Origin of the sequence: Pseudomonas sp. NFX183, from assembly GCF_047943075.1 — a bacterium.
Lineage (GTDB): Bacteria > Pseudomonadota > Gammaproteobacteria > Pseudomonadales > Pseudomonadaceae > Aquipseudomonas.
Genome location: NZ_CP181333.1, coordinates 4,418,258 through 4,442,840, shown reverse-complemented (window position 1 = coordinate 4,442,840; position 24,583 = coordinate 4,418,258). Strand labels below are relative to the sequence as shown.

Annotated in this window: 22 protein-coding genes, 1 tRNA gene and 3 pseudogenes; 6 read left to right on the top strand and 20 right to left on the bottom strand. The window is 59.8% G+C overall.

What is annotated here, in order from left to right:
* Window positions 1-70: 70 nt before the first annotated feature.
* A complete protein-coding gene (locus ACM530_RS20875) occupies window positions 71-1,111 on the bottom strand; it encodes a LacI family DNA-binding transcriptional regulator (protein ID WP_416363033.1) in 1,041 nt (346 codons plus the stop codon).
* 205 nt (window positions 1,112-1,316) lie between these two features.
* Between ACM530_RS20875 and ACM530_RS20870 the strand changes: the two genes are divergently transcribed.
* Genes ACM530_RS20870 through ACM530_RS20860 form a run of 3 tightly spaced genes read left to right on the top strand, consistent with a single transcriptional unit; the run spans window position 1,317 to window position 5,772 of the window.
* Window positions 1,317-3,509: a TonB-dependent receptor gene (locus ACM530_RS20870; RefSeq protein WP_416363032.1), complete on the top strand. Its 2,193-nt coding sequence runs from the start codon at window positions 1,317-1,319 to the stop codon at window positions 3,507-3,509.
* Between the two features lie 2 nt (window positions 3,510-3,511).
* Window positions 3,512-4,843: an LLM class flavin-dependent oxidoreductase gene (locus ACM530_RS20865; protein WP_416363031.1), complete on the top strand. Its 1,332-nt coding sequence runs from the start codon at window positions 3,512-3,514 to the stop codon at window positions 4,841-4,843.
* A complete protein-coding gene (locus ACM530_RS20860) occupies window positions 4,840-5,772 on the top strand; it encodes a sulfonate ABC transporter substrate-binding protein (RefSeq protein WP_416363030.1) in 933 nt (310 codons plus the stop codon). The genes ACM530_RS20865 and ACM530_RS20860 overlap by 4 nt, the downstream gene beginning before the upstream one ends.
* Window positions 5,773-5,935: 163 nt before the next feature.
* Here the strand turns inward: ACM530_RS20860 and fecE are convergent, their stop codons facing one another.
* The 6 genes and pseudogenes from fecE to ACM530_RS20830 all read right to left on the bottom strand — a co-directional run.
* Window positions 5,936-6,727 carry a Fe(3+) dicitrate ABC transporter ATP-binding protein FecE gene (fecE, locus tag ACM530_RS20855; RefSeq protein ID WP_416363029.1) on the bottom strand — a complete coding sequence of 264 codons (792 nt, stop codon included), beginning with the start codon at window positions 6,725-6,727 and terminating at the stop codon, window positions 5,936-5,938.
* A 4-nt stretch (window positions 6,728-6,731) separates the two neighbouring features.
* Entirely contained in the window at window positions 6,732-7,700 is a 969-nt protein-coding gene (locus ACM530_RS20850) for a FecCD family ABC transporter permease (RefSeq protein WP_145165875.1), read from the bottom strand.
* Window positions 7,697-8,686, bottom strand: coding sequence for an iron-dicitrate ABC transporter permease FecC (gene fecC, locus ACM530_RS20845; protein ID WP_416363028.1), 990 nt, complete (start codon window positions 8,684-8,686; stop codon window positions 7,697-7,699). Before fecC ends, ACM530_RS20850 begins: the two co-directional genes overlap by 4 nt.
* A 2-nt stretch (window positions 8,687-8,688) precedes the next feature.
* Window positions 8,689-9,603 (bottom strand): Fe(3+) dicitrate ABC transporter substrate-binding protein FecB, encoded by a 915-nt coding sequence (locus tag ACM530_RS20840; protein WP_370004784.1) that lies wholly within the window; start codon window positions 9,601-9,603, stop codon window positions 8,689-8,691.
* A 356-nt stretch (window positions 9,604-9,959) separates the two neighbouring features.
* Window positions 9,960-12,365, bottom strand: a complete 2,406-nt coding sequence (locus ACM530_RS20835; protein ID WP_416363027.1) for a TonB-dependent siderophore receptor — start codon at window positions 12,363-12,365, stop codon at window positions 9,960-9,962.
* 97 nt (window positions 12,366-12,462) lie between these two features.
* Window positions 12,463-12,594 (bottom strand): annotated as a pseudogene (locus tag ACM530_RS20830) (Lrp/AsnC ligand binding domain-containing protein); the annotation flags it as partial.
* A gap of 208 nt (window positions 12,595-12,802) precedes the next feature.
* Here ACM530_RS20830 and ACM530_RS20825 point away from each other — a divergent pair.
* Window positions 12,803-13,429, top strand: coding sequence for a CatB-related O-acetyltransferase (locus ACM530_RS20825; RefSeq protein ID WP_106580540.1), 627 nt, complete (start codon window positions 12,803-12,805; stop codon window positions 13,427-13,429).
* A gap of 98 nt (window positions 13,430-13,527) precedes the next feature.
* Here ACM530_RS20825 and ACM530_RS20820 read toward each other — a convergent pair whose 3' ends face one another.
* Both ACM530_RS20820 and ACM530_RS20815 read right to left on the bottom strand, forming a co-directional pair.
* Window positions 13,528-15,150, bottom strand: a complete 1,623-nt coding sequence (locus ACM530_RS20820) for a methyl-accepting chemotaxis protein (RefSeq protein ID WP_416363026.1) — start codon at window positions 15,148-15,150, stop codon at window positions 13,528-13,530.
* A gap of 495 nt (window positions 15,151-15,645) precedes the next feature.
* Complete coding sequence (locus ACM530_RS20815) at window positions 15,646-16,284, bottom strand: putative metallopeptidase (RefSeq protein WP_416365110.1); 639 nt, start codon at window positions 16,282-16,284, stop codon at window positions 15,646-15,648.
* A gap of 168 nt (window positions 16,285-16,452) precedes the next feature.
* Here ACM530_RS20815 and ACM530_RS20810 point away from each other — a divergent pair.
* Window positions 16,453-17,603 (top strand): IS3 family transposase gene (locus ACM530_RS20810; protein ID WP_104502081.1). Its coding sequence is split into 2 segments (ribosomal slippage): window positions 16,453-16,687 and window positions 16,687-17,603, totalling 1,152 coding nucleotides; the frame shifts between segments, so codons are not numbered across the junction.
* 247 nt (window positions 17,604-17,850) lie between these two features.
* Here the strand turns inward: ACM530_RS20810 and ACM530_RS20805 are convergent.
* The 4 genes and pseudogenes from ACM530_RS20805 to ACM530_RS20790 all read right to left on the bottom strand — a co-directional run.
* On the bottom strand, window positions 17,851-18,039 hold the full coding sequence (locus ACM530_RS20805; protein ID WP_416363025.1) for a hypothetical protein: 189 nt from the start codon (window positions 18,037-18,039) through the stop codon (window positions 17,851-17,853).
* Window positions 18,039-18,269: a hypothetical protein gene (locus ACM530_RS20800; protein WP_416363024.1), complete on the bottom strand. Its 231-nt coding sequence runs from the start codon at window positions 18,267-18,269 to the stop codon at window positions 18,039-18,041. The genes ACM530_RS20805 and ACM530_RS20800 overlap by 1 nt, the downstream gene beginning before the upstream one ends.
* A 57-nt stretch (window positions 18,270-18,326) precedes the next feature.
* On the bottom strand, window positions 18,327-18,665 hold the full coding sequence (locus tag ACM530_RS20795) for a hypothetical protein (protein WP_369301002.1): 339 nt from the start codon (window positions 18,663-18,665) through the stop codon (window positions 18,327-18,329).
* Window positions 18,649-18,793, bottom strand: a pseudogene (locus ACM530_RS20790) (chemotaxis protein); the annotation flags it as partial. The gene ACM530_RS20795 and the pseudogene ACM530_RS20790, both read right to left, overlap by 17 nt.
* Here ACM530_RS20790 and ACM530_RS20785 point away from each other — a divergent pair.
* A pseudogene (locus ACM530_RS20785) lies at window positions 18,787-19,569 on the top strand (tyrosine-type recombinase/integrase); the annotation flags it as partial. The pseudogenes ACM530_RS20790 and ACM530_RS20785 overlap by 7 nt on opposite strands.
* 69 nt (window positions 19,570-19,638) lie before the next feature.
* Here the strand turns inward: ACM530_RS20785 and ACM530_RS20780 are convergent.
* From ACM530_RS20780 to rpmI, 7 genes are all read right to left on the bottom strand, one after another.
* Window positions 19,639-19,715: transfer RNA gene (locus tag ACM530_RS20780), tRNA-Pro, on the bottom strand.
* A gap of 90 nt (window positions 19,716-19,805) precedes the next feature.
* On the bottom strand, window positions 19,806-20,162 hold the full coding sequence (locus ACM530_RS20775; protein ID WP_003174972.1) for a MerR family transcriptional regulator: 357 nt from the start codon (window positions 20,160-20,162) through the stop codon (window positions 19,806-19,808).
* The gene (gene ihfA / locus ACM530_RS20770; RefSeq protein ID WP_002553164.1) at window positions 20,143-20,445 is read right to left on the bottom strand and encodes an integration host factor subunit alpha; all 303 of its coding nucleotides are present in this window, start codon (window positions 20,443-20,445) and stop codon (window positions 20,143-20,145) included. Before ihfA ends, ACM530_RS20775 begins: the two co-directional genes overlap by 20 nt.
* A 3-nt stretch (window positions 20,446-20,448) precedes the next feature.
* Complete coding sequence (pheT, locus tag ACM530_RS20765; RefSeq protein ID WP_416363023.1) at window positions 20,449-22,827, bottom strand: phenylalanine--tRNA ligase subunit beta; 2,379 nt, start codon at window positions 22,825-22,827, stop codon at window positions 20,449-20,451.
* A gap of 26 nt (window positions 22,828-22,853) precedes the next feature.
* Window positions 22,854-23,870: a phenylalanine--tRNA ligase subunit alpha gene (pheS, locus tag ACM530_RS20760; RefSeq protein ID WP_057721572.1), complete on the bottom strand. Its 1,017-nt coding sequence runs from the start codon at window positions 23,868-23,870 to the stop codon at window positions 22,854-22,856.
* A 109-nt stretch (window positions 23,871-23,979) separates the two neighbouring features.
* A complete protein-coding gene (rplT, locus tag ACM530_RS20755; RefSeq protein ID WP_053257052.1) occupies window positions 23,980-24,336 on the bottom strand; it encodes a 50S ribosomal protein L20 in 357 nt (118 codons plus the stop codon).
* Window positions 24,337-24,366: 30 nt separating this feature from the next.
* On the bottom strand, window positions 24,367-24,561 hold the full coding sequence (rpmI, locus tag ACM530_RS20750; protein WP_002553160.1) for a 50S ribosomal protein L35: 195 nt from the start codon (window positions 24,559-24,561) through the stop codon (window positions 24,367-24,369).
* Between the last annotated feature and the right edge of the window lie 22 nt (window positions 24,562-24,583).

The window sequence follows — 24,583 nt, the reverse complement described above, 5'->3', positions numbered from 1 at the left end:
CATTGATTTAGGGCCTTTTGAGTGAATCACCAGAAGTGAGCTAGTTGCAATTAGCCACTTCACTAGTTATTCAAGTGCTCTCACGCTCAATCAAGCGACACTCCAGAAGATTTAATCGCACAACTTCATCCTCCACTGGCAGAACACCCAAACTTTCAAGTACCCGCGTGGCGGCTAATATTCCGATGTCCAGGGCTGGCGGTTTTATCGTGCTCAGACTTGGCAAAAGCATTTCGGCAAAGGGGTAATCACCAAAACCGAGCACGGCGCAGTCTTGCGGGATGTTCAATCCGGCCCGCTGGCCTGCCAGCAAACCACCGGCGGCCAGGTTGTCGTTGGCGAAGAAAATCGCATCCGGCGGCGTGGCATGGCTCATCAGCACCTGCATTGCCTGCTTGCCGGCTTCGAAAGGCGCCAGGTCCGCATCCGGGGCATACACCCAAGGCTGCACACCCAGTTGGGCGGCGGTGGCGGCATAACCGTCGCGCCGCTCCAGCGCACTGAAGTCGCCGGGCGCACTGTTCTGCACGAAGGCGATGCGCCGATACCCTTTGGCATGCAGGTAGCGCGCAGCACTGACGCCCACCTCGTAATGGGAGAAGCCAATCTGCAAGGGTTCGCGCGTGGGCACGTAATCCCAGGTTTCCACCACCGGAATGTCTGCCTCGGCGATCATTTTTTCAGTGCCCGCGCTGTGGAAACGACTGGTCAGTACCAACGCCGCCGGCGACCACCCGAGAAACGCGCGCACCGCGCTTTCTTCCTGGTCGGCGCTGAAGTAGCTGGACGCCAATAGCAGCTGATAACCATGGCGGCTGAGCATGTCACTGAAGCCCTGGATGGTGTTGGCAAAGATCGGCCCGGAGATGTTGGGAATCACCATGGCCACGATCCGCCCGCGCGCCGAGGCCAACCCACCGGCCACCAGATTCGGCACATAACCCAACTCGGCCACCACCGCTGCGATACGCTCCCGGCGCTCTGGCGAGACCTGCTCTGGCTGATTGAAATAGCGCGACACGGTGATCGCCGACACCCCGGCCTGGCGCGCCACGGTATTAAGAGTGACGCGCCCGGCGCCACGGCGTTTGCGCGGTTTTTCTTCGCTCAAGAGGCAATCCTGTTAGAAACGAAAAAGCATATAGGACTAATTTTTTAGTATTTGACGCTCTAAACCAGCCCCAACAATAATGCCGATGTTAGCGCTACCAAAGCGCTTTGTCTGCTACTCGCTCGAGCGAATGCCCAAGACACGACACAGGCGCTGACGGTCGCAGAACCGCAGCGGTTCAGGGCATTTTTGGAGCGGGCACAGCATGCACAACTTTCCACGTCACACTCATTTATTGTTTCTCGCCGGGCTGAGCGCCCTCCCCGCGCCGGGCGTATTTGCCGCCGATGAGCAAGAACCCACGCTCAAATCCGTCACGGTTACCGCGACGCGGCGTGAAGAGTCGCTGCAAAAAGTCCCGGTGGCGGTCTCGGTACTCGATGGCGAACAACTGGAGCGCGATAACCGCAACGGCGTGGCGAGCATCGTGCAGCAAGTGCCGTCGCTGAACTTTCGCACCGGCGCGTCGAACAAGGACACCTCGTTGTTCGTGCGCGGCGTGGGCACCATTTCCACCTCCCCAGGCGTTGAACCGACCGTGGCCACAGTGATCGACGGCGTGGTGTATGCGCGCCCAGGCCAGGCCACCCTCGACCTGCTGGACCTTGAGCGCATCGAAGTGCTGCGCGGCTCGCAAGGCACCTTGTTCGGCAAGAACGCCTCGGCCGGCGTACTGAACATCACCAGCAAGGCACCCACCGCCGAGACCCACGGCTATATTGACCAGTCGTATTACAGCGGCAATGAAAGCCGCACGCGTTTCGGCATTGGCGGCAGCCTGGTGCCGGGGGTGCTCAAGGGCTCGATCAGCACGCTGTTCGGCAGTTACGACGGTAATGTGGATAACAAACACAACGGCCAGGAGGTCAACGGTTACAACCACAAAGGTATTCGCGGCAAGCTGGAATTCACCCCCAGTGATGAAGTGAAACTGACCTTGATCGCCGACTACATGCAGGCCCATGACGACGGCCCGAATGGCGTGGTGAGCAAGTCGCTGACACCCGCGTTTGCCAATGCGTTGAGCCCGGTGCGCGCGTCCAGCGACAACCGCGATATCAACACCGACACGCGCAGCCATGTCGAAGACACCAACAAAGGGTTGTCGGCGCAGCTGGACTGGAACCTGGGCGACTACACCCTGACTTCGATCACCGCCTGGCGCGGCTGGGACAACACCCAATACCAGGATGGCGACCGCCTCGGCACCGTAACCGCCGCCTTCCCCGGCACCGCCGACAAGGGCGAGCTGGCCTTCGACCAGTACTCCCAGGAACTGCGCCTGGCCTCGCCCAAGGGTGAGTTCCTGGAGTACGTCGGTGGCCTGTTCTACCTGCATGGCAAGGACGAAGAGACCTACCAGCGCACGCTGACCACCCCGGCGCGCACCGACCGCGGCATTGCCGATTACAGCACCACCAGCGACAGCTACGCGGCATTCGGTGAAACCACGCTGAATTTCACTTCACGCTTTCGCGGCATCGCCGGCCTGCGCTACACCCACGACGAGCTGAAATACGATCACCGCCGCGTGTCGACCTCTGCCACCACGGTAAGTGGCATTCAACCGGCCACCCGCAGTGCCGGTTCGGTAGACGAGGACGGCTGGTCCGGGCGACTGGGCGTGCAATTCGACATCAGCGACAGCATCACCAGCTACCTGACCTACTCACGTGGCTACAAAGGCCCGGCGTACAACGTGTTTTTCAACATGCAGCCGCGCGACACCAACGCCCTCAAGCCAGAAACCTCCAACACCTGGGAAGCCGGGATCAAGGCCACCAGCTGGAACAATCGCCTGACCACCAACCTTGCGGTCTTCCACAGCGACTACGACAACTACCAGGCCAACTTTTTCGACACGGTCGCAGGCCAAGTCGTGACGCGCCTGATCAACGCCGGCAGCGTCAGCACTGAAGGTGTCGAACTCGATTACGCCTTGCAGGCCACCCAGCAACTCAAGCTGTCCGGGGCCCTGGCTTACACCCGTGCGCGTATTGACGAATTCGCCTGCCCCGCCGGTGCGGCGGCAACGTGCAACGTGAATGGCAAACCACTGCCGTTCAGCCCGGACTGGAAAAGCTACGTGCGCGCCGACTACAGCATCCCGCTGGATAACGGCCTGGACGTTGAGCTGGGCACCGACTACAGCTGGCAGAGCGAAGTGCAGTACGACATCAGCCAGAACCTCGACACCAAACAAGGCGCCTACGGCATCTGGAACGCCAGCGTGGCCCTGGCCGATTACAGCAATGGCTGGCGCGTGGCGCTGTTGGCCAAGAACCTCGCCGACAAGTCTTATTCACCGCTGCTGGCCAGCGGCGGCAACTACATCTACCGCGCCGTGCCCCGTGACGATGAACGTTACTTCGGCGTGCAACTGCGCAAGGATTTTTAAGCATGAGCCGTCAATTGAAACTCGGCGCCTTTCTCATGGCCACCGGGCACCACGTCGCCGCCTGGCGCCACCCGGACGTGCCGGCCAACGCCGGGCTGGATTTCGCCCAGTACAAACGCCTGGCGCAGATCGCCGAAGCGGCCAAGTTCGACGCGCTGTTTGTGGCCGACAGCATTGCCGCCGCCACGGGTGAGATCGCCAGCCAGATGGCGCGTTCGGATCACTTCGAGCCGCTGACGTTGCTCTCGGCGTTGAGTGCGGTAACGGCGCATATCGGCCTGATCGCCACGGCGACCACCAGCTACAACGAGCCCTACCACGTGGCCCGCAAATTCGCCTCGCTGGACCACCTCTCCGGCGGGCGCGCCGGCTGGAACCTGGTGACCTCGGACAATGCCGCCGAGGCGCAGAACTTTGGCCGGGATGAGCACCTGGGCCATCGCGAGCGTTACAGCCGGGCGCGGGAATTTCATGAGGTGGTGACTGGCTTATGGGACAGTTGGGAAGACGACGCTTTTGTGCGCGACAAAGCCAGCGGCCACTACTATGACCCGACGAAACGGCACGTGCTGGACCACGTCGGCGAGCATTTCCGGGTCAAGGGCCCGTTGAACGTGGCCCGCTCGCCACAGGGCCAGCCGGTGGTCGTGCAGGCGGGTTCTTCCGAAGCCGGCCGGGAGCTGGCTGCGCAGACCGCCGACGTGGTGTTCACCGCGCAAACGTCGCTGGCCAATGCGCAGGCGTTTTATGCCGACCTCAAAGGGCGCCTGGGCGGCTATGGGCGTGAGGCGGACGCGCTGAAAATCATGCCCGGCGTGTTTGTGGTAGTGGGGCCAACCGAGGCTGAGGCACAGGCGAAATTCGAGGCGTTCCAGGCGTTGGTCGAGCCCGAGGTGGGCGTGACCTTGCTGGGGCGGATGCTGGGTAATTTCGACCTGTCCAAGTACCCGTTGGACGGGCCGTTGCCGTCGCTGCCATTGACCGACAGTGGGCAACGCAGCCGCCAGCAATTGCTCAGTGACCTGGCGAATCAGGAGCAACTGACGCTGGCGCAACTGGGCCGGCGGATTGCCGGTGGTCGCGGGCATTACAGCCTGATCGGCACGCCGCTGCAGATTGCCGATGAGCTGCAACGCTGGTTCGAAAACGCTGCGGCCGATGGTTTCAATATCCTGGTGCCGCATTTGCCGGGAGGGCTTGAGGATTTTGCCCAGTGGGTGGTGCCCGAACTGCAGCGGCGCGGCCTGTTCCGGACCGAATACACCGGCAGCACACTCAGAGAACACCTCGGTTTAGTGCGCCCGGCGAATCGTTTCAAGGCGGCTCAGGCATGAAAATCCCTTTGCTGTTGCTGGCCCTGCTGGCCGTCACCGACACCGCGCTGGCGGCCGACCCCGCCACCCTGCGCATCGGCTACCAGAAAGGCTCTATCGCCCTGGTACTCGCCAAGGAACACGGCTTGCTGGAAAAGCGCTTTGCACACACCGCGGTGAAATGGATCGAGTTTCCCGCCGGCCCGCAGATGCTTGAGGCACTGAACGTGGGCGCACTGGATGTAGGCTCTACCGGCGATATCCCGCCGCTGTTCGCACAAGCGGCCGGTGCCGACCTGGTCTACATCGGCGCCGAACCGCCCAAGCCAACCGCCGAAACCCTCCTGGTGCGCAACGACAGCCCGCTGCACTCGGTTGCCGACCTCAAGGGCAAAAAAGTGGCGTTCCAGAAGGGCTCCAGCTCCCACAACCTGATCCTGCGCGCCTTGAATAAAGCCGGCCTGCGCTATCAGGATATTCAACCGGTGTACTTGCCCCCGGCCGACGCACGCGCGGCGTTCGAGCAAGGCAGCGTCGACGCCTGGGCGATCTGGGAACCCTATTCGTCATTGGCTTTGAGCCAGAGCCCGAGCCATGTGCTGGCCAACGGCGAGGGCCTGGGTTTGTCGGGGCCGATGTACACCGCGCGGCGTGAGTATGCGCAGGCGAACGGCGCGTTTATCCAAGCGCTGCTGGGTGAACTCAGTGCCGCCGAAGCGCTCACCCGCAGCCAGCGTGAAGACAGCTTGAAGGTGCTGACCGCCTTTATGGGCCTGCCTGCCGAGGTGATTGCCCGCTATATGGATAACCGCCCGCCTTCGCCGATCCTGCCGATTGACGAGACGGTCATCCAGGCGCAGCAAGCGACGGCGGATCTGTTTTATCAGAACCGTTTGTTGCCCAAGGCCATTGAAGTGAAGAAAGCCGTGTGGAGCGCTGAAGCCAACTGAGGCCAGGCATTGTGGGAGCGGGATTGCTCGCGAATAGAGCGTGTCAGCCAACACATCAGGTGGCTGACCCACCGCATTCGCGAGCAAGCCCGCTCCCACAGTTTTAACTGCATTTCACATCAAGCCACGCAGGGCACGGTGGTCAGTAGCAGGTTGAGTGGCGTCAGGCTTGATTTCGGGTACTTTTTTCCACGAGGCACATCGGTGTGCCGGCCACCGGCTCGCGCATGATCTGCACCTGCACATCGAATACTTGACGCATCAGTTCGGCGCTGATCACTTCGGCGGGCGCGCCGTGCGCGACCAGTTTGCCGCCGTGCATCACCGCCAGGTGGTCGGCATAGCGGCAGGCCTGGTTGATGTCGTGGAGCACGGTGATCACGGTCTTGCCTTCGGCGGCCAGTTCGCCCATCAGGTCGAGCAGTTCGACCTGGTGACTGATGTCGAGGTAGGTAGTGGGTTCGTCGAGCAGCACTACCGGTGCGTTCTGCGCCAGCACCATCGCCAGCCACGCGCGTTGGCGCTGGCCTCCGGACAAGTCCGCCAGGGCGCGGTCGGCCAGGGCGTCGAGTTCCAGGCGCTGCATGGCTTGGGTCACGTGGGCCTGGTCGTTGCCGCTCAGGCGCCCCCACAGCGAGTTATGCGGGCTGCGGCCATAAGCGATGAGTTGGCGCACGCTGACGCCTTCCGGCACCGGCAGCACCTGGGGCAAAAATGCGATCTGTTGTGCCAACTGACGAGCGGACAGGCTGGCGTAGGCTTGATCCCCCAACGTCAACTCGCCCTGGCTTGGCTTGAGGATGCGCGCGAAGGCCTTGAGCAAGGTGGACTTGCCGCAGCCATTGGGCCCGATCAACGCAGTGACACGCCCCGGTGGCGGCGCGAACGACAAACCCTGCACGATGCGCGTGGCGCCGTAGCCGATATCGAGTTGATGTGCTTTTAAAATGCTCATGTCATCAGCCCTTGAACCGTGCCAGCAACCAAAGAAAATACGGCGCGCCAATCACCGCCGTCAGCACCCCCGCAGGGATTTCGCTGGGCGCGATCAACGTGCGCCCGAGGGTGTCGGCCAGCACCAGCAACAGCGCGCCGATCAGCATCGCCGCCGGCAGCAGATACAGGTGATGCCCGCCCACCAGGCGCCGCGCCATGTGCGGCGCGACCAGGCCGATAAACCCAATCGGCCCGATCACCCCCACGCCGAGGCTGGTCAGGACCACCGCGCACGCCATCGCCAACCAGCGCGTGCGGGTCAGTGCGGTGCCCAGGCTGTGGGCGGCTTCGTCACCCAGGGCGATCAGGTTCAGCGGTTTGGCCAGGCACAAGCCCAACGGAATCAGCAGCAGAAACGGCAACACCAGCGCCACATGGTGCCAGTTGCGGCTCCACAAACTGCCGGTCAATGCGAGCAAGGCGGTGTTGATATCCAGCGGATGGGAGAGGATCAGAAACTCGGTAACGCTGGACAACGTGACCGCAATCGCCACGCCCGACAGTGCGAAACGCACCCCGGAAAAACTCACGCCCGTGTTGTACAGCGCGAGCAGCAAGGCGCCACCCGCACCGCCGAGGCAGGCCACCAGGGGCAGCCAGGCAATCGGCATATGCGGCCAGCCGATGATCGCCACTGTCAGTGCCAACCCGGCGCCCTGAGTGACGCCGAGGATTTCCGGCGAGGCCAGCGGGTTGCGAATCACACCCTGGACAATCGCCCCGGCCAGGCCGAACGCGCAGCCGGCGAGGATGGCGATCAGGCTGCGTGGCAGGCGATGGTTCCACACTTCGAAGTCGAGGGCGTTGTGGGCCAGCAGACGGTCCAGCACCGTTTCCGGGGTGAGCCACACCGTGCCGGCACTGAGGCTGACACCGGTCGCCACCAGCAACATGCCGAGCAGCAGCCATAGGCGCAATCGGGGTTGGGTCATAGCGCGCGCCTGGCAAGAAAGAGGAAGAACGGCGCACCGATCAGCGCGGTCACCACACCCGCCGGGGTTTCCACCGGAAAGGCCACAGCGCGGCTGAGCAAGTCGGCGCCGAGCACGATCGCCGCGCCCAGGGCTGCACTCAGCGGGATCAGCCAGCGGTAGTCATTGCCGAGAAATTGCCGAATGATATTCGGCGCGATCAGCCCGACAAAACCGATGGGGCCGACGGCGCAGACGCTGGCCCCCACCAGCAACAGGCTGGCGAAAAATACCTGCAGACGCAGGCTGGCGATGCCCACGCCCAGCGAGCGTGCAGCGTCTTCGCCCAGGTTGATCAGGTTCAGGCGCGGCGCGCACCACAGCGCCCACAGGCCGCCGATCAAGGTGCAAGGCCAGAGTAATTGCACCTGGGCCGCGCCGACGTTCGCCAGGGAGCCGGCCAGCCAGTTCAGCACGCTTTGTGCCTGAGCCTCGACCAGAATCACCGTGAGCCGCGTCAATGCTGCGCACAGCGCCGCCACGGCCACACCGGCCAATACCAGCCGGCCTTGGGCGGTGGCGGGCGACCACGCACCGCCCAGACTGAACACGGTAATCCAGGCCAATGCGCCGCCCACGCAGGTCATCAACAATGCGCCGCCGGCAAAGGGTGGCGCGACCAAGCCGGTCGAGAACAATGCCAACCCCAGCGCCGCACCCGCCGTTACACCAAACAGCGACGGCGATGCCAACCGGTTGCGGGTAATGCCCTGCATCAGCGCACCGGCCAGGCCCAGGCAGGCACCGACCAAGGCCGCGCATACCGCTCGCGGCACCCGCAACTGGGCGACGATATAGGCCATATTGCCGCCCACGCTGCCCTGGTGAACCAAGCCATTCCAGGCATCCGCCGCCGTGAGGGTGAACGGCGACCAGCTGTACAAAGAGAGCCAGAACAATAAAGCGCCCAGCAGCACGATACTCGCTGCCGCGAGACTTCGGCCCATGCTTATTGGCTCAGTACGGCTTTGCCGCCTTTGAGAATGGCCAGGGCGTCTTCGGCGATTTGCTCCGAGGCCAACACACCGCGATTGCGCGCCCAGCTGTCGCCGTCGACTTCGGCCACATGGTGGTTACGCACCGCACCGAGCACTTGCCACAGCGGCTGCTTGCTCCAGGTGTCGACGATGCTTGGGCGGCGGTAGTGACCGACCAGCAACCAGCCCGGATCCAGCGCGAGCAATTGCTCCAGGCTGACAAACTCGGTGGGGGCGGCGTTGGCGCGCACCGAAGGTACTTTCAGGCCAATGGCTTGCAGCACGCTGCCGGCATAGGAGTCCGGGCCGTGCACGGAAAAGCTGTCTTCCCGGGCGACGCCGAACAGCACGCTGGCACCGGCGGGTATCTGCTTGGCAATCGCCTGCAAATGCTCGCGGTTCTGCGCAATACGCGCCTCCATCTGCGGGCTTTTGCCCAGGGCCTTGCCGATCAGTTCGGCGGATTTGAGGCTGCCCTCGTAATCCTCGCCACGCGAAGGCAACAGCAAGGTGGGCGCGATGCTCGACAGGTCGCTGTACAGCGCCTGGTGGCGATTGAGGTCGGCGACGATCAGGTCCGGCTTGAGCCGGGCGATTTCCTCGATGCTCGGCTGCGAGCGCAGGCCCACCGATTTCCATTGGCCGATGGCCTGGCGCACGCGTGGCAGCACTCGGTTGGCGTCGCCATCATCGGCAGCGCCTACGGGCGTAACGTCAACAGCGGCGAGGCTGTCGAGAAAGGAAAACTCCAACACCACCACGCGCTTGGGCACATCCGGCAAGTGCACTGCGTGCTGGCCATCATTGAGGTCGATGGGTGCAGCGCTTAACACGCTGGAAGAGAACGCCAGGAGGCAGGCGGCAAGGGTCGGGATGGAGCGCAGCATTCGCATGACAGGGACCTCGGCGTTGGAACACCCCGGCTGGACAGGCTGGGGAAAACGGCGGGTACTATTCCATATCGGGGCGATGCAATCAAAAAACATTCTTATTAACGCTTTTTCATTTACAGGCGTTGTACATCCTGTTGGCAGTTGGGCTGCTGTGGCGAGCGGGCTTGTTGTGGCGAGCGGGCTTGCCCCGCGTTGGGCTGCGCAGCAGCCCCTATTCAGTCACCGCAGTTTTTTCAGTCAGAACTCATTGGCAGGTTTTGGGGCCGCTTCGCAGCCCAACGCGGGGCAAGCCCGCTCGCCACATCAATCACGCTTGCCTCGACAAGCCCGCTTGCCCTCAAGTTGCGCAGTTAGAAGTCGACGGTGGCCGAAAGCAAGTACGTACGCGGTGTCGACAGGGTCAGCCCCGGTTCGCTGTCATCCGAGGCTCCGGCCGAGCTCCAGTAGCGCTTATCGGCGACGTTCTCGATATTGGCGCGCAAGGTGATGTGTTTGTCATCCACCTTGAAGGCGTAACGCGCGCCGACGTCGATGCGGTTCCAGGCATCAATTTCTTTCACGTTGGACTGATCCAGGTACTGCGAGCTGGAATAAATGCCCCGGCTGGTCAGGGTCAAACCCTCGAGCGTCGGCACATCCCATTCCGCCCCCAGGTTCACGTTGTACTTGGGTGTGGCCGGTGCGCGGTTGCCGTCGTAGGTGCCGTTGGTGGTATGGGTCAGCTCGCTGTCGATGTACATCACGCCACCGAGCAGGCGAAAGCCCTTGAGCGGCTCGCCAAACACACTCAGCTCCACCCCGTCGTTCTGGCGTTTGCCGTTGGGGCCGAACACTCGCGTGGTGGCGTTGGTTTCATAGGCTGGCTGTTTGATGCGGAACACGGCGGCGGTGACGGCAAAGGCGCCCGCGTCGTATTTGGCACCGACTTCGACCTGCCGGCTGATAAACGGCGGGAAGATTTCGTCTTCGTTGATCGAGGTAGAAGGTGCGATTTTGCCCTGGCTCAGGCCTTCCATGTAGTTGGCATACAGCGACAACGTGTCGGTAGCCTTGAAGAGGATGCCACCCGACGGCGAGACTTTTTCCTCGTCATAGGCGGTGTCACCTTTGACGTTGTCGGTCCAGTCATCCACCTTCACCCGCTGCCAGCGCGCGCCGAGGGTCAGCAGCAATCGGTCGTCAAAGAAACCCAGGGTGTCGGACAGCGCGACACCGCTGAACTTATTCTCTGTGTAGACCTTGGAATCAAAGCGCGTCGGCCGCGAGGGGGTCGGGGTTTGCACGGGGTCGTAAAGGTTACTTGGCGCCGCCGCGTAGCGCGCCCCGCCATTTTCAAAGTCCATATAAAAGTAGCTGGCAGCCAGGTTGAGCTCATGGCTGACGGGGCCGGTGTGCAACCAACTGCGCACGCCCGCCGTGGCGGTGCGCACGTTTTCGTCACGGGTAAAATCACGCGGCTGCACGCTGAAATCCCCGGCGTTGTTGGTGACGGACACCGCGTGGCGCAGGAAGTCGTGATTACTTTTCCGCGCGCCAACACCGCCGTAGAGCATCACGCTATCAGTGAGGTCGAACTCGCCGTTGACGGTGCCGAACGTGTCGTTGGTGCTGGCCTTGCTCCAGGGTTGCGCGTAGTTGCGGCGCACATCGCTGGCACTCGGCACGCGGGCATTCGGGCCGATCTGGACACGCTCCTGCGGGGCATCGGTGTCACGCTCGGTGTGACCGATGTCAGTGGAAAGGCGCAGGCGATCGCCACGAAAATCCAGGCCCAGAACGGCCATCTCACGGTCGACACTCTGGTGGTCCCACTCGGTGTCGCCAGACTGCTTCACGCCGTTGAAACGGATGCCGAATTTGTTGTCCTCACCAAAGCGCCGGCCCACGTCCACCGCACCGCCAGCCTGGCTGCCGGAAGCCCAGGTGCCGGTAAACGAATTGATGTCTTTGTCGGTGGCGCGCTTGGGCACCACGTTGATTCCGCCGCCGACGCTGCCGCGTGGTGAGATGCCGTTGAGCAACTGGCTCGGGCCTTTGAGGATATCGACGCGCTCGGCCATTTCCATGTCGATGGTGTACGTCGGCAACACGCCGTACAGGCCGTTGTAGGCCACATCACTGTTGAACAGACTAAATCCGCGAATGGTGAACTGCTCATAGCGCCCACCGGCCGGGTTGGTGGCGCGCACTGAGGGGTCGCTGGCGACCAGGTCGCCGAGGGTGCGCGCCTGCTGGTTCTTCACCGCTTCCTCGGTGTAGGTGGTCATGCTGAACGGCGTTTCCATGAAGTCCCGCGAACCGAGCAAGCCCTGCGAGCCACGACGCGCCACTTGCCCACCAGCGTAGGTATCGCCGCCCTCCCGCCCCGCGCTGCCGATGATTGACGTCGGCGCCAATTGCAGGCTGCTGCCTTCGGGCACCGGCACCAGCCTGTACGCCTGCTCACCCATCGGTTGCAATTGCAGGCCGGAGCCTTGCAACAGGTAAGCAAAGCCCTCCTCCACGCCATATTCGCCGGCCAGGCCACTGCTGCTGCGACCGCTGACCAACGCAGGATCTACCGACAGATTAACCCCCGACAACCCGGCGAAACGGGTCAGCGCCGCGCTCAGGCTGCCAGCCGGCACCTGGTAGCTGCGCCGAGCACTGCTGTCTTCGGCGTAGCTGATCGGGACGAATAATGGGCTGGCACTGAGGCTCAGCATCAGGCTCAAGTTCAGTAACGGGCGCAGGCGCGAGGGTGGGACGGCGGGCATTGGCGGAAGCTCTCGATTTGATTCACTTGCCATGAATGACAGGCGAGGTGAAAAAAAGGGACAGGCATCGGCCATTTTTTTTCAGACAATGAAGCGCTCAACTGATCGGTACTTTTAGCCCCACCTTGCCCCGGTCCAGCGCCTGGTATTCCCGCAGGCTGGCGACATTCAGTATCAGCACGAAATCCACTTCGCCGGTGACGGGGTAGCAATGGCGCGCCTGGGGCAGGATCGACCCGTCGAAACCGTCCAGGACGTGCCTGATTAAACCTGCTGGTGGCACTGATGGGACTGTTGCTGCTGGCGGTGGTTGGCAGCTAAACGCTTATGTGCCAGGGTTCTCCCGGCCATTACCCTGAGCATTTTCGTCTTGCATAGAAGCCACCCATTGCTCAGGATGGCGGCCTGATTTCAACCTCTGCAAGAAGGCTCGACGCATGAAACTATTGCGTAAATGGCGCGAACATCAAGCGCGCAAGGCATTACGCGCGCTCTCCCCCCTGGAGCGTTCGACGCAGAAACTGCGCAACCGTTACCCCGACTACAGCTTTGGCATAGGGACCTACGGGGACCTGAAGGTTCACGACTGGCATGAAGGCACGACCTTGCGCGTGGGTGCCTACACGTCCATTGCCGGCAATGTCGAAGTGTACCTGGGGGGCCATCATCGCACCGATTGGCTCAGTTGCTATCCCTTCCCGGCCAAGGTCAAAAGCCTCGCGCACATCACTGATTTTGGTGGCAGCAAGGGCGACGTGATCATTGGCAATGATTGCTGGATCAGCTCGCACGCGAAGATTCTGTCCGGCGTCACCATCGGCAATGGCGCGGTCGTCGCGGCCGGCTCGATTGTGACCAAGGACGTTGCCCCGTACGCCATCGTGGGCGGCAACCCCGCCAAACATATCCGCTGGCGCTTCGATGAGCCCACCCGCCAGATCCTCGAACAGTCCGCCTGGTGGGAATGGCCGGAAACCGAGGTGCGCGCGATCGCTCATTTGCTCTGCAGCACGGATATCGACCCGTTTGTGGATTACCTCAAGCAGCGCGCCACTGGCGCCTGACGGGTGCCGACAGGCAGCCCACGGAAAAAATAGCGCGCATGAAAAAGCCCAACCTTTGCAGGTTGGGCTTGATCAAGAATATGGTTTCTGCCACTCCATTACAGACGAAACCGACCTACTTCCTGTTTAAGTCCTATCGCCAACTGATTCAAATCGTTGCTGGTGCGCAGAAGATCTTGCACAGACTGATTATTTTGCTCAGCCATCTGTGCAGATCGTTCGACGTTACGTGCGACGTCCTGACTTGCAGCTGTTTGCTCACGCAAGGCCAAAGAAATCTGTTCGACCACCTCGAGCACTTGGCCAGAGCTTTGACTAATTTCGGTAATAGCCTTGCCAGCTGACTCCGCCATTTCCACACCCTGGCTAACTTCCATCACGCCGCTGCGCATACTCTCCACAGTCTCACGGACTCCGAGCTGGATCTTGTCGATCATGCCGGCAATTTCCTTGGTAGATTTACCGGTGTTCTGCGCGAGCAACCGTACCTCGTCGGCGACTACTGCAAAGCCGCGGCCTTGTTCACCCGCTCGAGCAGCCTCAATGGCAGCGTTGAGGGCGAGGAGATTGGTTTGATCTGCGATGCCTTGAATAACACTGATAATGGTAGATATCTGCTCGGAATGGTGGCCCAACTCTGACACTTTGGTTGAGGCATGCTGCACTGTCTTCGCGATACCATTCATGCTGGTCAGTGTGTTCTGGATGACAGTGGATCCATCTATTGATTGCTGACCAGAGCGATGAGCGAGTCCGCCGGCCTCGCCTGCGTTGTTGGATACATGGTTGATACTTACCGTAAGTTCTTCAACCGTGGCCGCCATCGCGGATGCCGAGTTTGATTGTTCGTTTACCGCGCTGGAAAGCTGCTCCGAAGCTCCTGAAATCTTCTGTACGGATTCAATCAATTGACTGGCAGCTTGATTGATCTGCTGAATCATTTCCCGCAGGCGCGTTTGCATGCGATCAAATGCCCTGGGCAGTTCATCGCTGCTGCTGGTATCAATCACGGTGTCCAATCTACCTTCGGCAACCGCTGTCGCCGCGTCTATAGCCACTTGCAGGCGGGCGCGCGTGGTGCGGCCTAAAGCATAGGCGAGGATGACCGCCAAAAAGGCCGCAATCAAACCACCGGCCACCAGAATCGTAATCGCGCGATCCTTGGCGTTGTTCATCTCTTGAGTGCGGCTTGCCAACAGAACGTCTTCTGCCTGCGATAGCTCTGCAATAATGCCGCGCATGCCATCCATTTTGGCTTTGTCTGCGCCGCTGCTTATGCGCTGATTCAGCGAATCACCGGAGGTGCCGCTTTGCGTCAGCTCACGCCGTTGCGCGATGATCGAATGAACGTCTTCGTCCAGCCACCGCTTTTGTAGCTGCTCCAATGAGGCAAGCCGTTTCTGCTGCTCGGCGTTATCAATCGTCAGTTCTTTGAGCGTCGCAAGACTGCTAGAGAATATACTTTCACCGGCAATCTGGGGCTCAAGAAAGTTGTCCTTGCCGGTGATGACGAAGCCGCGCATACCGGTCTCGATATTGATCAACTGTTCAAGGGCTATCTTGGACTGACTTAACACGCGATAACTGTGGACGTTGCTGTTGATCGCACTGTCGACCTGTCCAAACCCACGGTATGCGCTGATGACAAGGATGCCCAACAGAAACACGATGGCGGCAAAGCTGAGGTAGAGCTTTTGGGAAATACTGAGTTTGCTATACATATGTATGCACTCGAATGGTGGAGCATCCTTGGCTCGGACTTTTAGATTTTTAATGCAAAGATCGAATGATGTCGTATCGACATCACTCTTTATCGACTGCTAGTGCCCTAGCTTGAGTGGCGCTCTCAACAGGCATCAAATTTACTGGAGTGCGCCTTAAGACATGAGTCTGGGCATCACGTTTAATCAACAGAAAGCCCCCATAGCAGGCTGCCACCCCTCACGGGAAGCGGAGCCAAAGCTGCAGAATGGTTGGAGTCCGCTCGATCACTGCTTGTCTCCCACTCATAACCTGTAGCCGCTGGTGGACCGGTGATCGAGCTTCTAGCAAAAAAATGGCTCATTGACATCATCGCAACCATCCGACAACCCCTATTTAAGTGTAGGAATGTTGAAACAGCGGTTAGGAAAACCCCTACCCCAATGCGCTGGTCACAAAATCGACGGCAGCGATGAGCAAGACAAAAGCGCCAAAAAGGACTGCTTACCCATAACTTAATAACTCCTCCAGTGCGAAGTTAAAATGCTTTTCACATAACCCTGACAGGCCCGCAGCGCGATCAATCCTTGGTCGCCGGCGTCGGTGATGCCGATAATTCTTTGAGCATGCGCTGGGTCAAGTTGGGCTCGACGGGCTGCCTGAACCACGCCGACGGTGCCGGCGGCGGTAGGCACGTTGCAGCCACTGGCTGGGTCGTCGGCAAGGAGGACTGACAGCCGCACATCAGCAGTGGCAAGGCGATCGCGCAAAAGAGCCTGGTTGCGTTGAGCATCGGATAGTTCTCGAGTGTGTTGTTGGTCCTGGGCCGCGAGATCCTGCTCAATGGCCAGGCGCTTGTTCTGTTCTGCGCGAGCTTGCGCGCTGGCGGCTTTAGCTATTGCGGCCAAATCATCCTTGTGCAGGCCGGCCTGCTCGGCGAACCAATCGCGCATCTGTTGCTCCATCCGGGCTTTCTGCCAACCGCCGGCGCGGAACGCTACCTGTTCGGCCTGGCCAAGAACTGTTCTGCCCTGCTTCTCGAAGCTCGATGACGCCCACATCACCCGGATGTCTGCATCCAATAGGTGGGCATGGTCTTCGTTGTGAATGCTACCGGTGTCGGCAAGGATCTCGGCTTGGAGCCAGTCCCACACCTCTGGAGCTGGGGTCAGGCGAATATTGTGAGAAGACAAAATCTAAGGGATCGAGCAACGAAGCAGCAGGCATCGGCCTTTTCACGACTCCCCCATAACGTCTTTGTGAATCGCCCCTAGTTTCGTAGACACCTCCAAGCCTTAAAATGAGGCCCATTAGGAGGTGCCATGAGCAACCAGCGTTATCCCGAAGAATTCAAAATCCAGGCGGTCAAGCAAGTGACCGAAAAGCAGCTTCCTGTCTCGGAGGTGGCTGCACGATTGGGTGTGTCTGTGCACAGCCTCTATGCCTGGGTTAAGCGCTACACCAAGCCTCAGGAACAGCGCGTTGAGGAGGATGATCAGAGCGCTGAGGTTCGTCGTCTACGTGCCGAGCTGAAACGGGTGACGGAGGAGCGAGACATCTTAAAAAAGGCCGCCGCGTACTTTGCCAAGGAGTGCGGCTGAAGTACGCCTTTATTAAGCAGCAAGCGGGTCATTACGCGATTCGACGGCTTTGCCTGACGCTCAAGGTTCATCCCAGCGGCTACTACGCGTGGCTATCAGAACCAAAATCTGCGCGAGCCAAGGACGATCAGCGACTGCTTGGATTGATCAAACACTCCTGGCTGGAAAGCGGTGGCGTTTATGGCTATCGAAAGATCCATGATGACCTGCGAGAGGTTGGTGAGAGCTGTGGCCGTCACCGGGTGGCTAGGTTGATGCGCCTTGAAGGTTTACGTTCTCAGACTGGGTATCGACGGAGGCCTGGAAAATACGGCGGTAAGCCAGCCGTTGCCTCACCGAACTTACTGAAGCGCCAATTCGATGTCAGAGAACCCAACAAAGTTTGGGTCACAGACATTACCTACATCCGAACATATGAAGGCTGGCTGTATTTGGCCGTGGTGCTCGATCTGTTTTCACGCCAGATCATTGGTTGGTCAATGAAGTCGCAGATGACCAGCGACGTAGCCATTGATGCACTGCTGATGGCGGTTTGGAGACGTAAGCCGAAGCAAGAGGTGATGATCCACTCGGATCAAGGCAGTCAGTACAGCAGCTCAGACTGGCGAAGCTTCTTGAAAGCTAACAACCTGGTAGCCAGCATGAGTCGTCGAGGTAATTGCCACGACAACGCTGTGGCGGAGAGCTTTTTCCAGTTGCTGAAGCGGGAACGGATCAAGCGTAAAATCTACACTACACGCCAGGATGCTCGAGATGATGTGTTCGATTACATCGAGATGTTTTACAACCCAAAACGACGCCACAGTTTCAACAATCAGCTGTCACCGGTAGAGTTTGAAAAGCGTTACGCAGCGAGCCTTGAGAGTGTCTAGAAAACCCGGGGCGATTCAGAAACCTACAAAGCACTCACGGCATCTGATAAACGCTGCGAACCCTACAGGCAAGATATTTCAAGACTGGAGAGCAAACTCGCTATATCGGCACTGGATGTATTCTCGACTCGAGGAGAGCAGCGCAAAGAGACACTGGCGGCGCTGGAACGGAGCAAAGACTCATTGGATGCTTGCATGGGGATAAAACGTTAACTGCCTGATCTCACCCCAGCTCCTTAACGGCTATTCAACTCACCATGATGTGGGTTTGTACGTGTGCGTGCCCATGCAGCTCCGCGACGATCCGCCCTTGAGGGATTCCGGCGACCCGAGCAGCGTCGACAGCCTTGGCGATGGCCACATCCAGGTCGGTCAGTGCCTTGTTGATGTCCTGGCTCATCGGCAGCGCGTGGCGCAGGCGGGTTACGTTGCTCATCAGCTGAACGGATCGGCAGGTTTCGCGATCGAGCGCACAAACCACATGTAACCCTGCTGCAGATTGGACTTTGCCAACGCTAACAGTCGCGGGTCAACGCCTTCAATCTGGCCGATCTGCTTGAACAACTCGCCGGCGTCGGCTTCCAGAGCTTTGATCGAGTTCATGCCGTCGATCTCGGACTGACTCAGGTCGCGGTAGTCGGTGATTTTCTTGTGCTGGTTATCCATGGGGGATTCCTCATGATTGCGCGCCACGATTTGGCGCATTCGAAAACGTGGCGCGGATTACGGCGCCTGCCGCTCTACCGCTTCGCTGACCTTCTCGGCCGCCTTGCTAGCGGTATCAGCCACCTGGACTGCGGAGCGTGAAGCGTCTTGCACCTTCACTGCAGCGTCCTGGGTCTTCTCGGCCAGGGTAGTCAGTCGCAGGTCGCGCTTGCCCAGTGCGACGTCGTAAGCGGCGCGAACCTCGGCAAGCTGTTTGGTCTGCTCGCTACTGGCGGACCACACGCCGGCTTGGTAGCCAAGTGTCAGCCCGCCGAACACCAGCAGGATCGCAATGACCCATACTTCGGCGCGCCGCCACCAATGGCGGGCGATGAAGTTGATTGCGCATCTGTCCATCAGTTGATGCCTCCCAGCTTGGTTCGCAGTCGGGCGATCTCTTCGCTCTGCGAGGTGACCGTTGCCGTGAGCTGCGCGACCTGGCTTGTGAGAGATTCGATCTTCCCTTCCATGCGCCCTACTGCAGCGCGTCGTCAGGATTTTAAATCTATGCCACCGCAAGTGGCGCGATGCTGAAAAGCGGCCGTGGCTGGAGAGCGTGCCGATGATATCGATGCTTGAGGAAAAGAGGTCTGCCCGGAAACCCTACCCGATGTCCTGGGAAGAGCAGGCGATTCTGTTCCCTGAACTGCCGGATCACCTGTTGAGGATGGCCCTCTATAAGGTGAACACGGGGTGCCGGGAACAGGAAGTGTGCAAGTTACGATGGGAGTGGGAAATACGGGTGCCGGATCTGAACACCAGCGTGTTTTTGATACCTGCCGGATTCGGTGGGCGAAGTGATAAAGCTGGGGTAAAGAACGGCGATGAACGCCTGGTGATCCTGAATAGAGTGGCGATGAATATCATCGACAAGCAGCGCAGCCTGCATAAAGACTTGGTGTTCCCCTACGGACAGCCAGATCAATATGGGGCCACCACCATGGACAGAATGAACGACACGGCCTGGAGGAAGGCCAGGAAGCGCGCGGCGGACAAGTGGGAGGTAGCCAACCAGTCGCCGGCGCATCCAGGGTTCGGGGCATTCCGGATTCACGACCTGAAGCACACCTTTGGCAGAAGGCTACGTGCAGCGGGCGTGACAGAGGAAGATCGGAAAGCATTGTTGGGGCACAAGAACGGCAGCATTACGAGCCACTATTCTACCCCGGAGCTGCAGCACCTGATTGAGGCTGCGAACAAAGTGTCGGCAACTGACTCTAGGGGGCCAGCGCTGACTATCTTGAGAAGGAAATCGGGCTGATCCCCCGCAAAAGTCCCTACGCATGAAAAAGCCGAACTGGTTAGAGTTCGGCTAAGTCATTGAAAAATATGGTCGGGACGGAGTGATTCGAACACTCGACCCCTAGCACCCCATGCTAGTGCGCTACCGGACTGCGCTACGCCCCGACTAGGCGTGTTACTGGATTCGCTTCGCTACGAAGCGATCCGGAATATACCGCAAGCTTTTGAAATGTGGAAGTATTTTAAAAGCCGACGTTATTTCTTCAAAACCACCAGCACATCTTCGAGTTCGGAGATCATCTGGCGGATCAGTTGCTTGTATTGGGTGGTGTCGTCTTTGGCTTCATCACCGGACATGCGCTGGCGCGCGCCACTGATGGTGAACCCCTGGTCGTACAGCAACGCACGGATCTGTCGGATCATCAGCACATCCTGGCGCTGATAATACCGACGGTTCCCGGTGCGTTTGACGGGGTTGAGTTGAGGAAACTCTTGCTCCCAATAGCGCAGCACGTGCGGCTTGACCGCACAGAGCTCGCTGACTTCACCAATGGTGAAGTAGCGTTTGCCTGGGATGACGGGTAGTTCGTCGTTATGACTTGGTTCCAGCATAAGCCTCAACTCGGGCCTTCAACTTCTGCCCTGGACGAAAGGTGACCACACGGCGAGCCGTGATCGGGATTTCTTCTCCCGTTTTTGGATTGCGGCCAGGCCGCTGGCGTTTGTCCCGCAGGTCAAAATTGCCGAAACCGGACAATTTGACCTGTTCGTTGTCTTCCAGAGCGTGCCTGATTTCTTCAAAAAACAGCTCGACCAATTCCTTGGCTTCGCGTTTGTTCAGACCCAGCTCTTCGTACAGACGTTCCGCCATCTCAGCTTTCGTCAAAGCCCCCATACGTCACTTCCTTAACGTGGCGTTCAACCTTTGTTCAAGCGAGGTGAGGATATTTTGTGTCGTGGTATTCACCTCATCGTCATTAAGAGTGCGCGATGGATGCTGCCAGGTCAAGCCAACTGCAAGGCTTTTTCTATGCGGATCAATGCCTTTACCCTGATAGACGTCAAATAGCCTGAGGTCTGTCAGCCATTCCCCTGCATTTTCACGGATTACATCCAGAACGGCAGTGGCGGCGACTTCGCGATCGGCGATCAGGGCCAGGTCACGACGCACTTCAGGGAAGCGCGACAACTCGCTGAATTTAGGCATCTTGCCCGACGCGACTTCCGCCAAGACTAGCTCAAAAACGAATACCGGACGGTCCAGACCGAGGGTTTTCGACAACTCCGGGTGGATGGCACCTACGTAGCCCACCAGGCGCCCTTCGCGTTCGATACGCGCAGTCTGGCCTGGGTGCAACGCTGGGTGGCTGCCCGGCACGAACGTGAAATCGTCAAGCGCGCCGGCAAAGCCCAATACCGCTTCCACGTCAGCCTTGACGTCGAAGAAGTCCACGGCGTCGCGGCCTTGGGCCCAGCCCTCAGGCAGGCGGCTGCCGCACACCACGCCAGCCAGCATCGGTTCTTGTTTCAGGCCGTCGAGTTGGCCGACAAAACGCAGACCGCTTTCGAACATGCGCACGCGGTCTTGCTGACGGTTAAGGTTGTGGGACAGTGCCTTTACCAGGCCCGGCCACAACGACGAACGCATGGCCGCCATGTCGTTCGAGATCGGGTTAGCCAACAGCAGTGGCTCGACGCCCGGGTTGAACAGCTCGAACTGTTTAGGATCGATGAAGCTGTAGGTCACCGCTTCCTGGTAGCCACGGGCGACCAGCAGGCGACGCAGCTCCGGCAGGTGCGCACGGGCTTCAGCTTTAGGCTGCGGCGCCAGGCGCGCTTGCGGGTAGCGAACCGGCAGGCGGTTGTAGCCATACAGGCGGGCCAGTTCTTCGATCAGGTCGACTTCCAGGCTGATATCGAAGCGATGGCTTGGCACTTCGACGTGCCACTGCCCTTCCCCGCTCGCGGCAATGCTCAGGCCGAGGGCCGACAGCAGTTGCTCGATCTGAGCCGGCTCGATTACCAGGCCGAGCATTTGCTCGACGCTCTTGGCGCGCAAGGTGATCGGTGCAACGGATGGCAGGTGCTGCTCGCTCACGGTTTCAGTGATCGGGCCAGCTTCGCCGCCGGTGATTTCCAGCAGCAGGCCAGTGGCGCGCTCCAGGGCTTCACGCGCCAGCTTCCAGTCCACGCCACGCTCATAGCGGTGCGAAGCATCAGTGTGCAGGCCGTAGGAACGGGCTTTGCCAGCGATGGCGATCTGATCAAAGAACGCACTTTCAAGGAAAATATCACGCGTGGTCGCGGACACTCCGCTGTGCTCGCCACCCATCACGCCAGCAATGGCCAGGGCGCGGGAATGATCGGCGATCACCAGGGTATCGGCGCGCAGGGCCACTTCCTGGCCGTCGAGCAAGACCAGTTTCTCGCCTTCTTCGGCCATGCGGACGCGAATGCCGCCGTTGATTTCGGCGAGATCGAACGCGTGCAGCGGTTGGCCCAGCTCCAACATCACGTAGTTGGTGATGTCGACGGCAGCGTCGATGCTGCGTACGTCGGCGCGGCGCAGGCGCTCAACCATCCACAGCGGGGTTGGCTTGGACAGGTCGACGTTGCGGATCACACGGCCCAGGTAACGCGGGCAAGCGTTGGGAGCCAAGACCTCGATCGGGCGCACTTCATCGTGCACAGCGGGCACGGCGGCAACCACCGGACGAGTAACCGGGACGTTATACAACGCACCCACTTCGCGTGCCAGACCGGCCAGGGACAGGCAGTCGCCACGGTTCGGGGTCAGGTCGACCTCGATGCTGGCGTCTTCGAGTTCCAGGTAAACGCGGATGTCCTGGCCCACTGGCGCGTCGGCCGGCAGTTCCATCAGGCCGTCGTTGCCTTCGCCCACTTGCAGTTCAGCCTGGGAGCACAGCATGCCGTTGGATTCAACGCCACGCAGCTTGGCTTTCTTGATCTTGAAGTCACCCGGCAGTTCGGCGCCGATCATGGCAAACGGAATCTTCAGGCCCGGGCGCACGTTAGGCGCTCCGCACACGACCTGAAACGTCTGCGCGCCGTCACTGACCTGACACACACGCAATTTGTCGGCATCCGGGTGCTGCTCGGTGCTCAGCACCTCGCCCACCACGACGCCGCTGAAAACACCGGCGGCCGGCGTGACGCTATCGACCTCAAGACCGGCCATCGACAGACGAGCAACCAGCTCGTCGCGATCTACCTGCGGGCTTACCCAGCCACGCAGCCATTGTTCACTGAATTTCATCCTGCTCTCCTAAAGATTCGTTACGACTAGCGAAATTGCGCGAGGAACCGCAAGTCGTTGTCGAAGAACAGACGCAAGTCGTTCACGCCGTAACGCAGCATGGCCAGGCGCTCAACGCCCATGCCGAAGGCAAAGCCCGAGAACTCTTCCGGGTCGATCCCGGACATGCGCAGCACGTTAGGGTGAACCATGCCGCAGCCCATCACTTCCAGCCAACCGGTCTGTTTGCAGACCCGGCAGCCTTTGCCGCTGCACATCACGCATTCCATGTCGACTTCAGCGGACGGCTCGGTGAACGGGAAGAACGAAGGACGGAATCGCACCGCCAGCTCTTTTTCGAAGAACACCCGCAGGAATTCTTCGATGGTGCCTTTGAGGTCGGCGAAATTGATGTCGCGATCAACCAGCAGGCCTTCGACCTGGTGGAACATCGGCGAGTGGGTGATATCCGAGTCGCTACGGTACACACGGCCTGGGCAGACGATGCGGATCGGCGGCTTGGTCGCTTCCATGGTGCGGACCTGTACCGGCGAGGTATGGGTGCGCAACAGCATGTTCGCGTTGAAATAGAAGGTGTCGTGCATCGACCGGGCCGGGTGATGGCCTGGGATGTTGAGCGCCTCGAAGTTGTGATAGTCGTCTTCGACCTCAGGGCCTTCGGCAATGCCGTAGCCGATGTGGGTAAAGAACTGCTCGATACGTTCCAGAGTCCGGGTGATCGGATGCAGACCGCCCGAGGCCTGGCCACGGCCAGGCAGGGTCACGTCAATGGACTCGGCGGCGAGTTTGGCCGCAAGATCGGCCTCCTCGAGCGACGCCTTGCGCGCATTGAGAACCTCTGTGACACGCTCCTTGGCAACGTTGATCAGCGCACCGACTTGCGGACGCTCTTCAGCCGGCAAATTCCCCAGGGTCTTCATCACCTGAGTCAATTCACCTTTCTTGCCAAGGTAGTGAACCCGGATTTGCTCCAGGGCATTTACATCTTCAGCGCTTTGCACAGCCTCAAGGGCTTGAGCGACGAGCGCGTCCAGGTTTTCCATGTACAGACTCCAGATACAAAATAGGGGAAGAGCTTGAAGGCTCTTCCCCTATTTATGACGTTTACCACCTTGAGCTGCAGGAGCAGCCCAGGGTGACTGTCGGGGGTACTTAAGCCAAGGTGGCTTTAGCTTTCTCGACAATCGCAGCAAACACCGCTTTATCGTTCACGGCCAGTTCAGCCAGAACCTTACGGTCGATTTCGATGGACGCTTTTTTCAGGCCAGCGATGAAACGGCTGTAGGACAGACCGTTAACACGAGCACCAGCATTGATACGAGCGATCCACAGAGCGCGGAACTGACGTTTTTTCTGACGACGGTCACGGTAGGCGTATTGGCCTGCCTTGATTACCGCTTGCTTGGCAACACGGAATACGCGTGAGCGCGCGCCGTAGTAGCCTTTAGCGAGTTTCAGAATTTTTTTGTGACGTTTACGGGCAATGACGCCACGCTTTACACGAGCCATGAGTTACTTCCTCTAGTCTTGATCCAAAAATTAACGAAGGCGCAGCATGCGCTCGACTTTTGCCACGTCAGACGGATGCAGCAAGCTGCTACCGCGCAGTTGACGCTTACGCTTGGTCGACATTTTGGTCAGGATGTGGCTCTTGAAAGCGTGCTTATGCTTGATACCGTTAGCAGTTTTCAGAAACCGCTTAGCAGCACCACTTTTAGTCTTCATCTTTGGCATGTTCGGATACTCCGCATTCAGT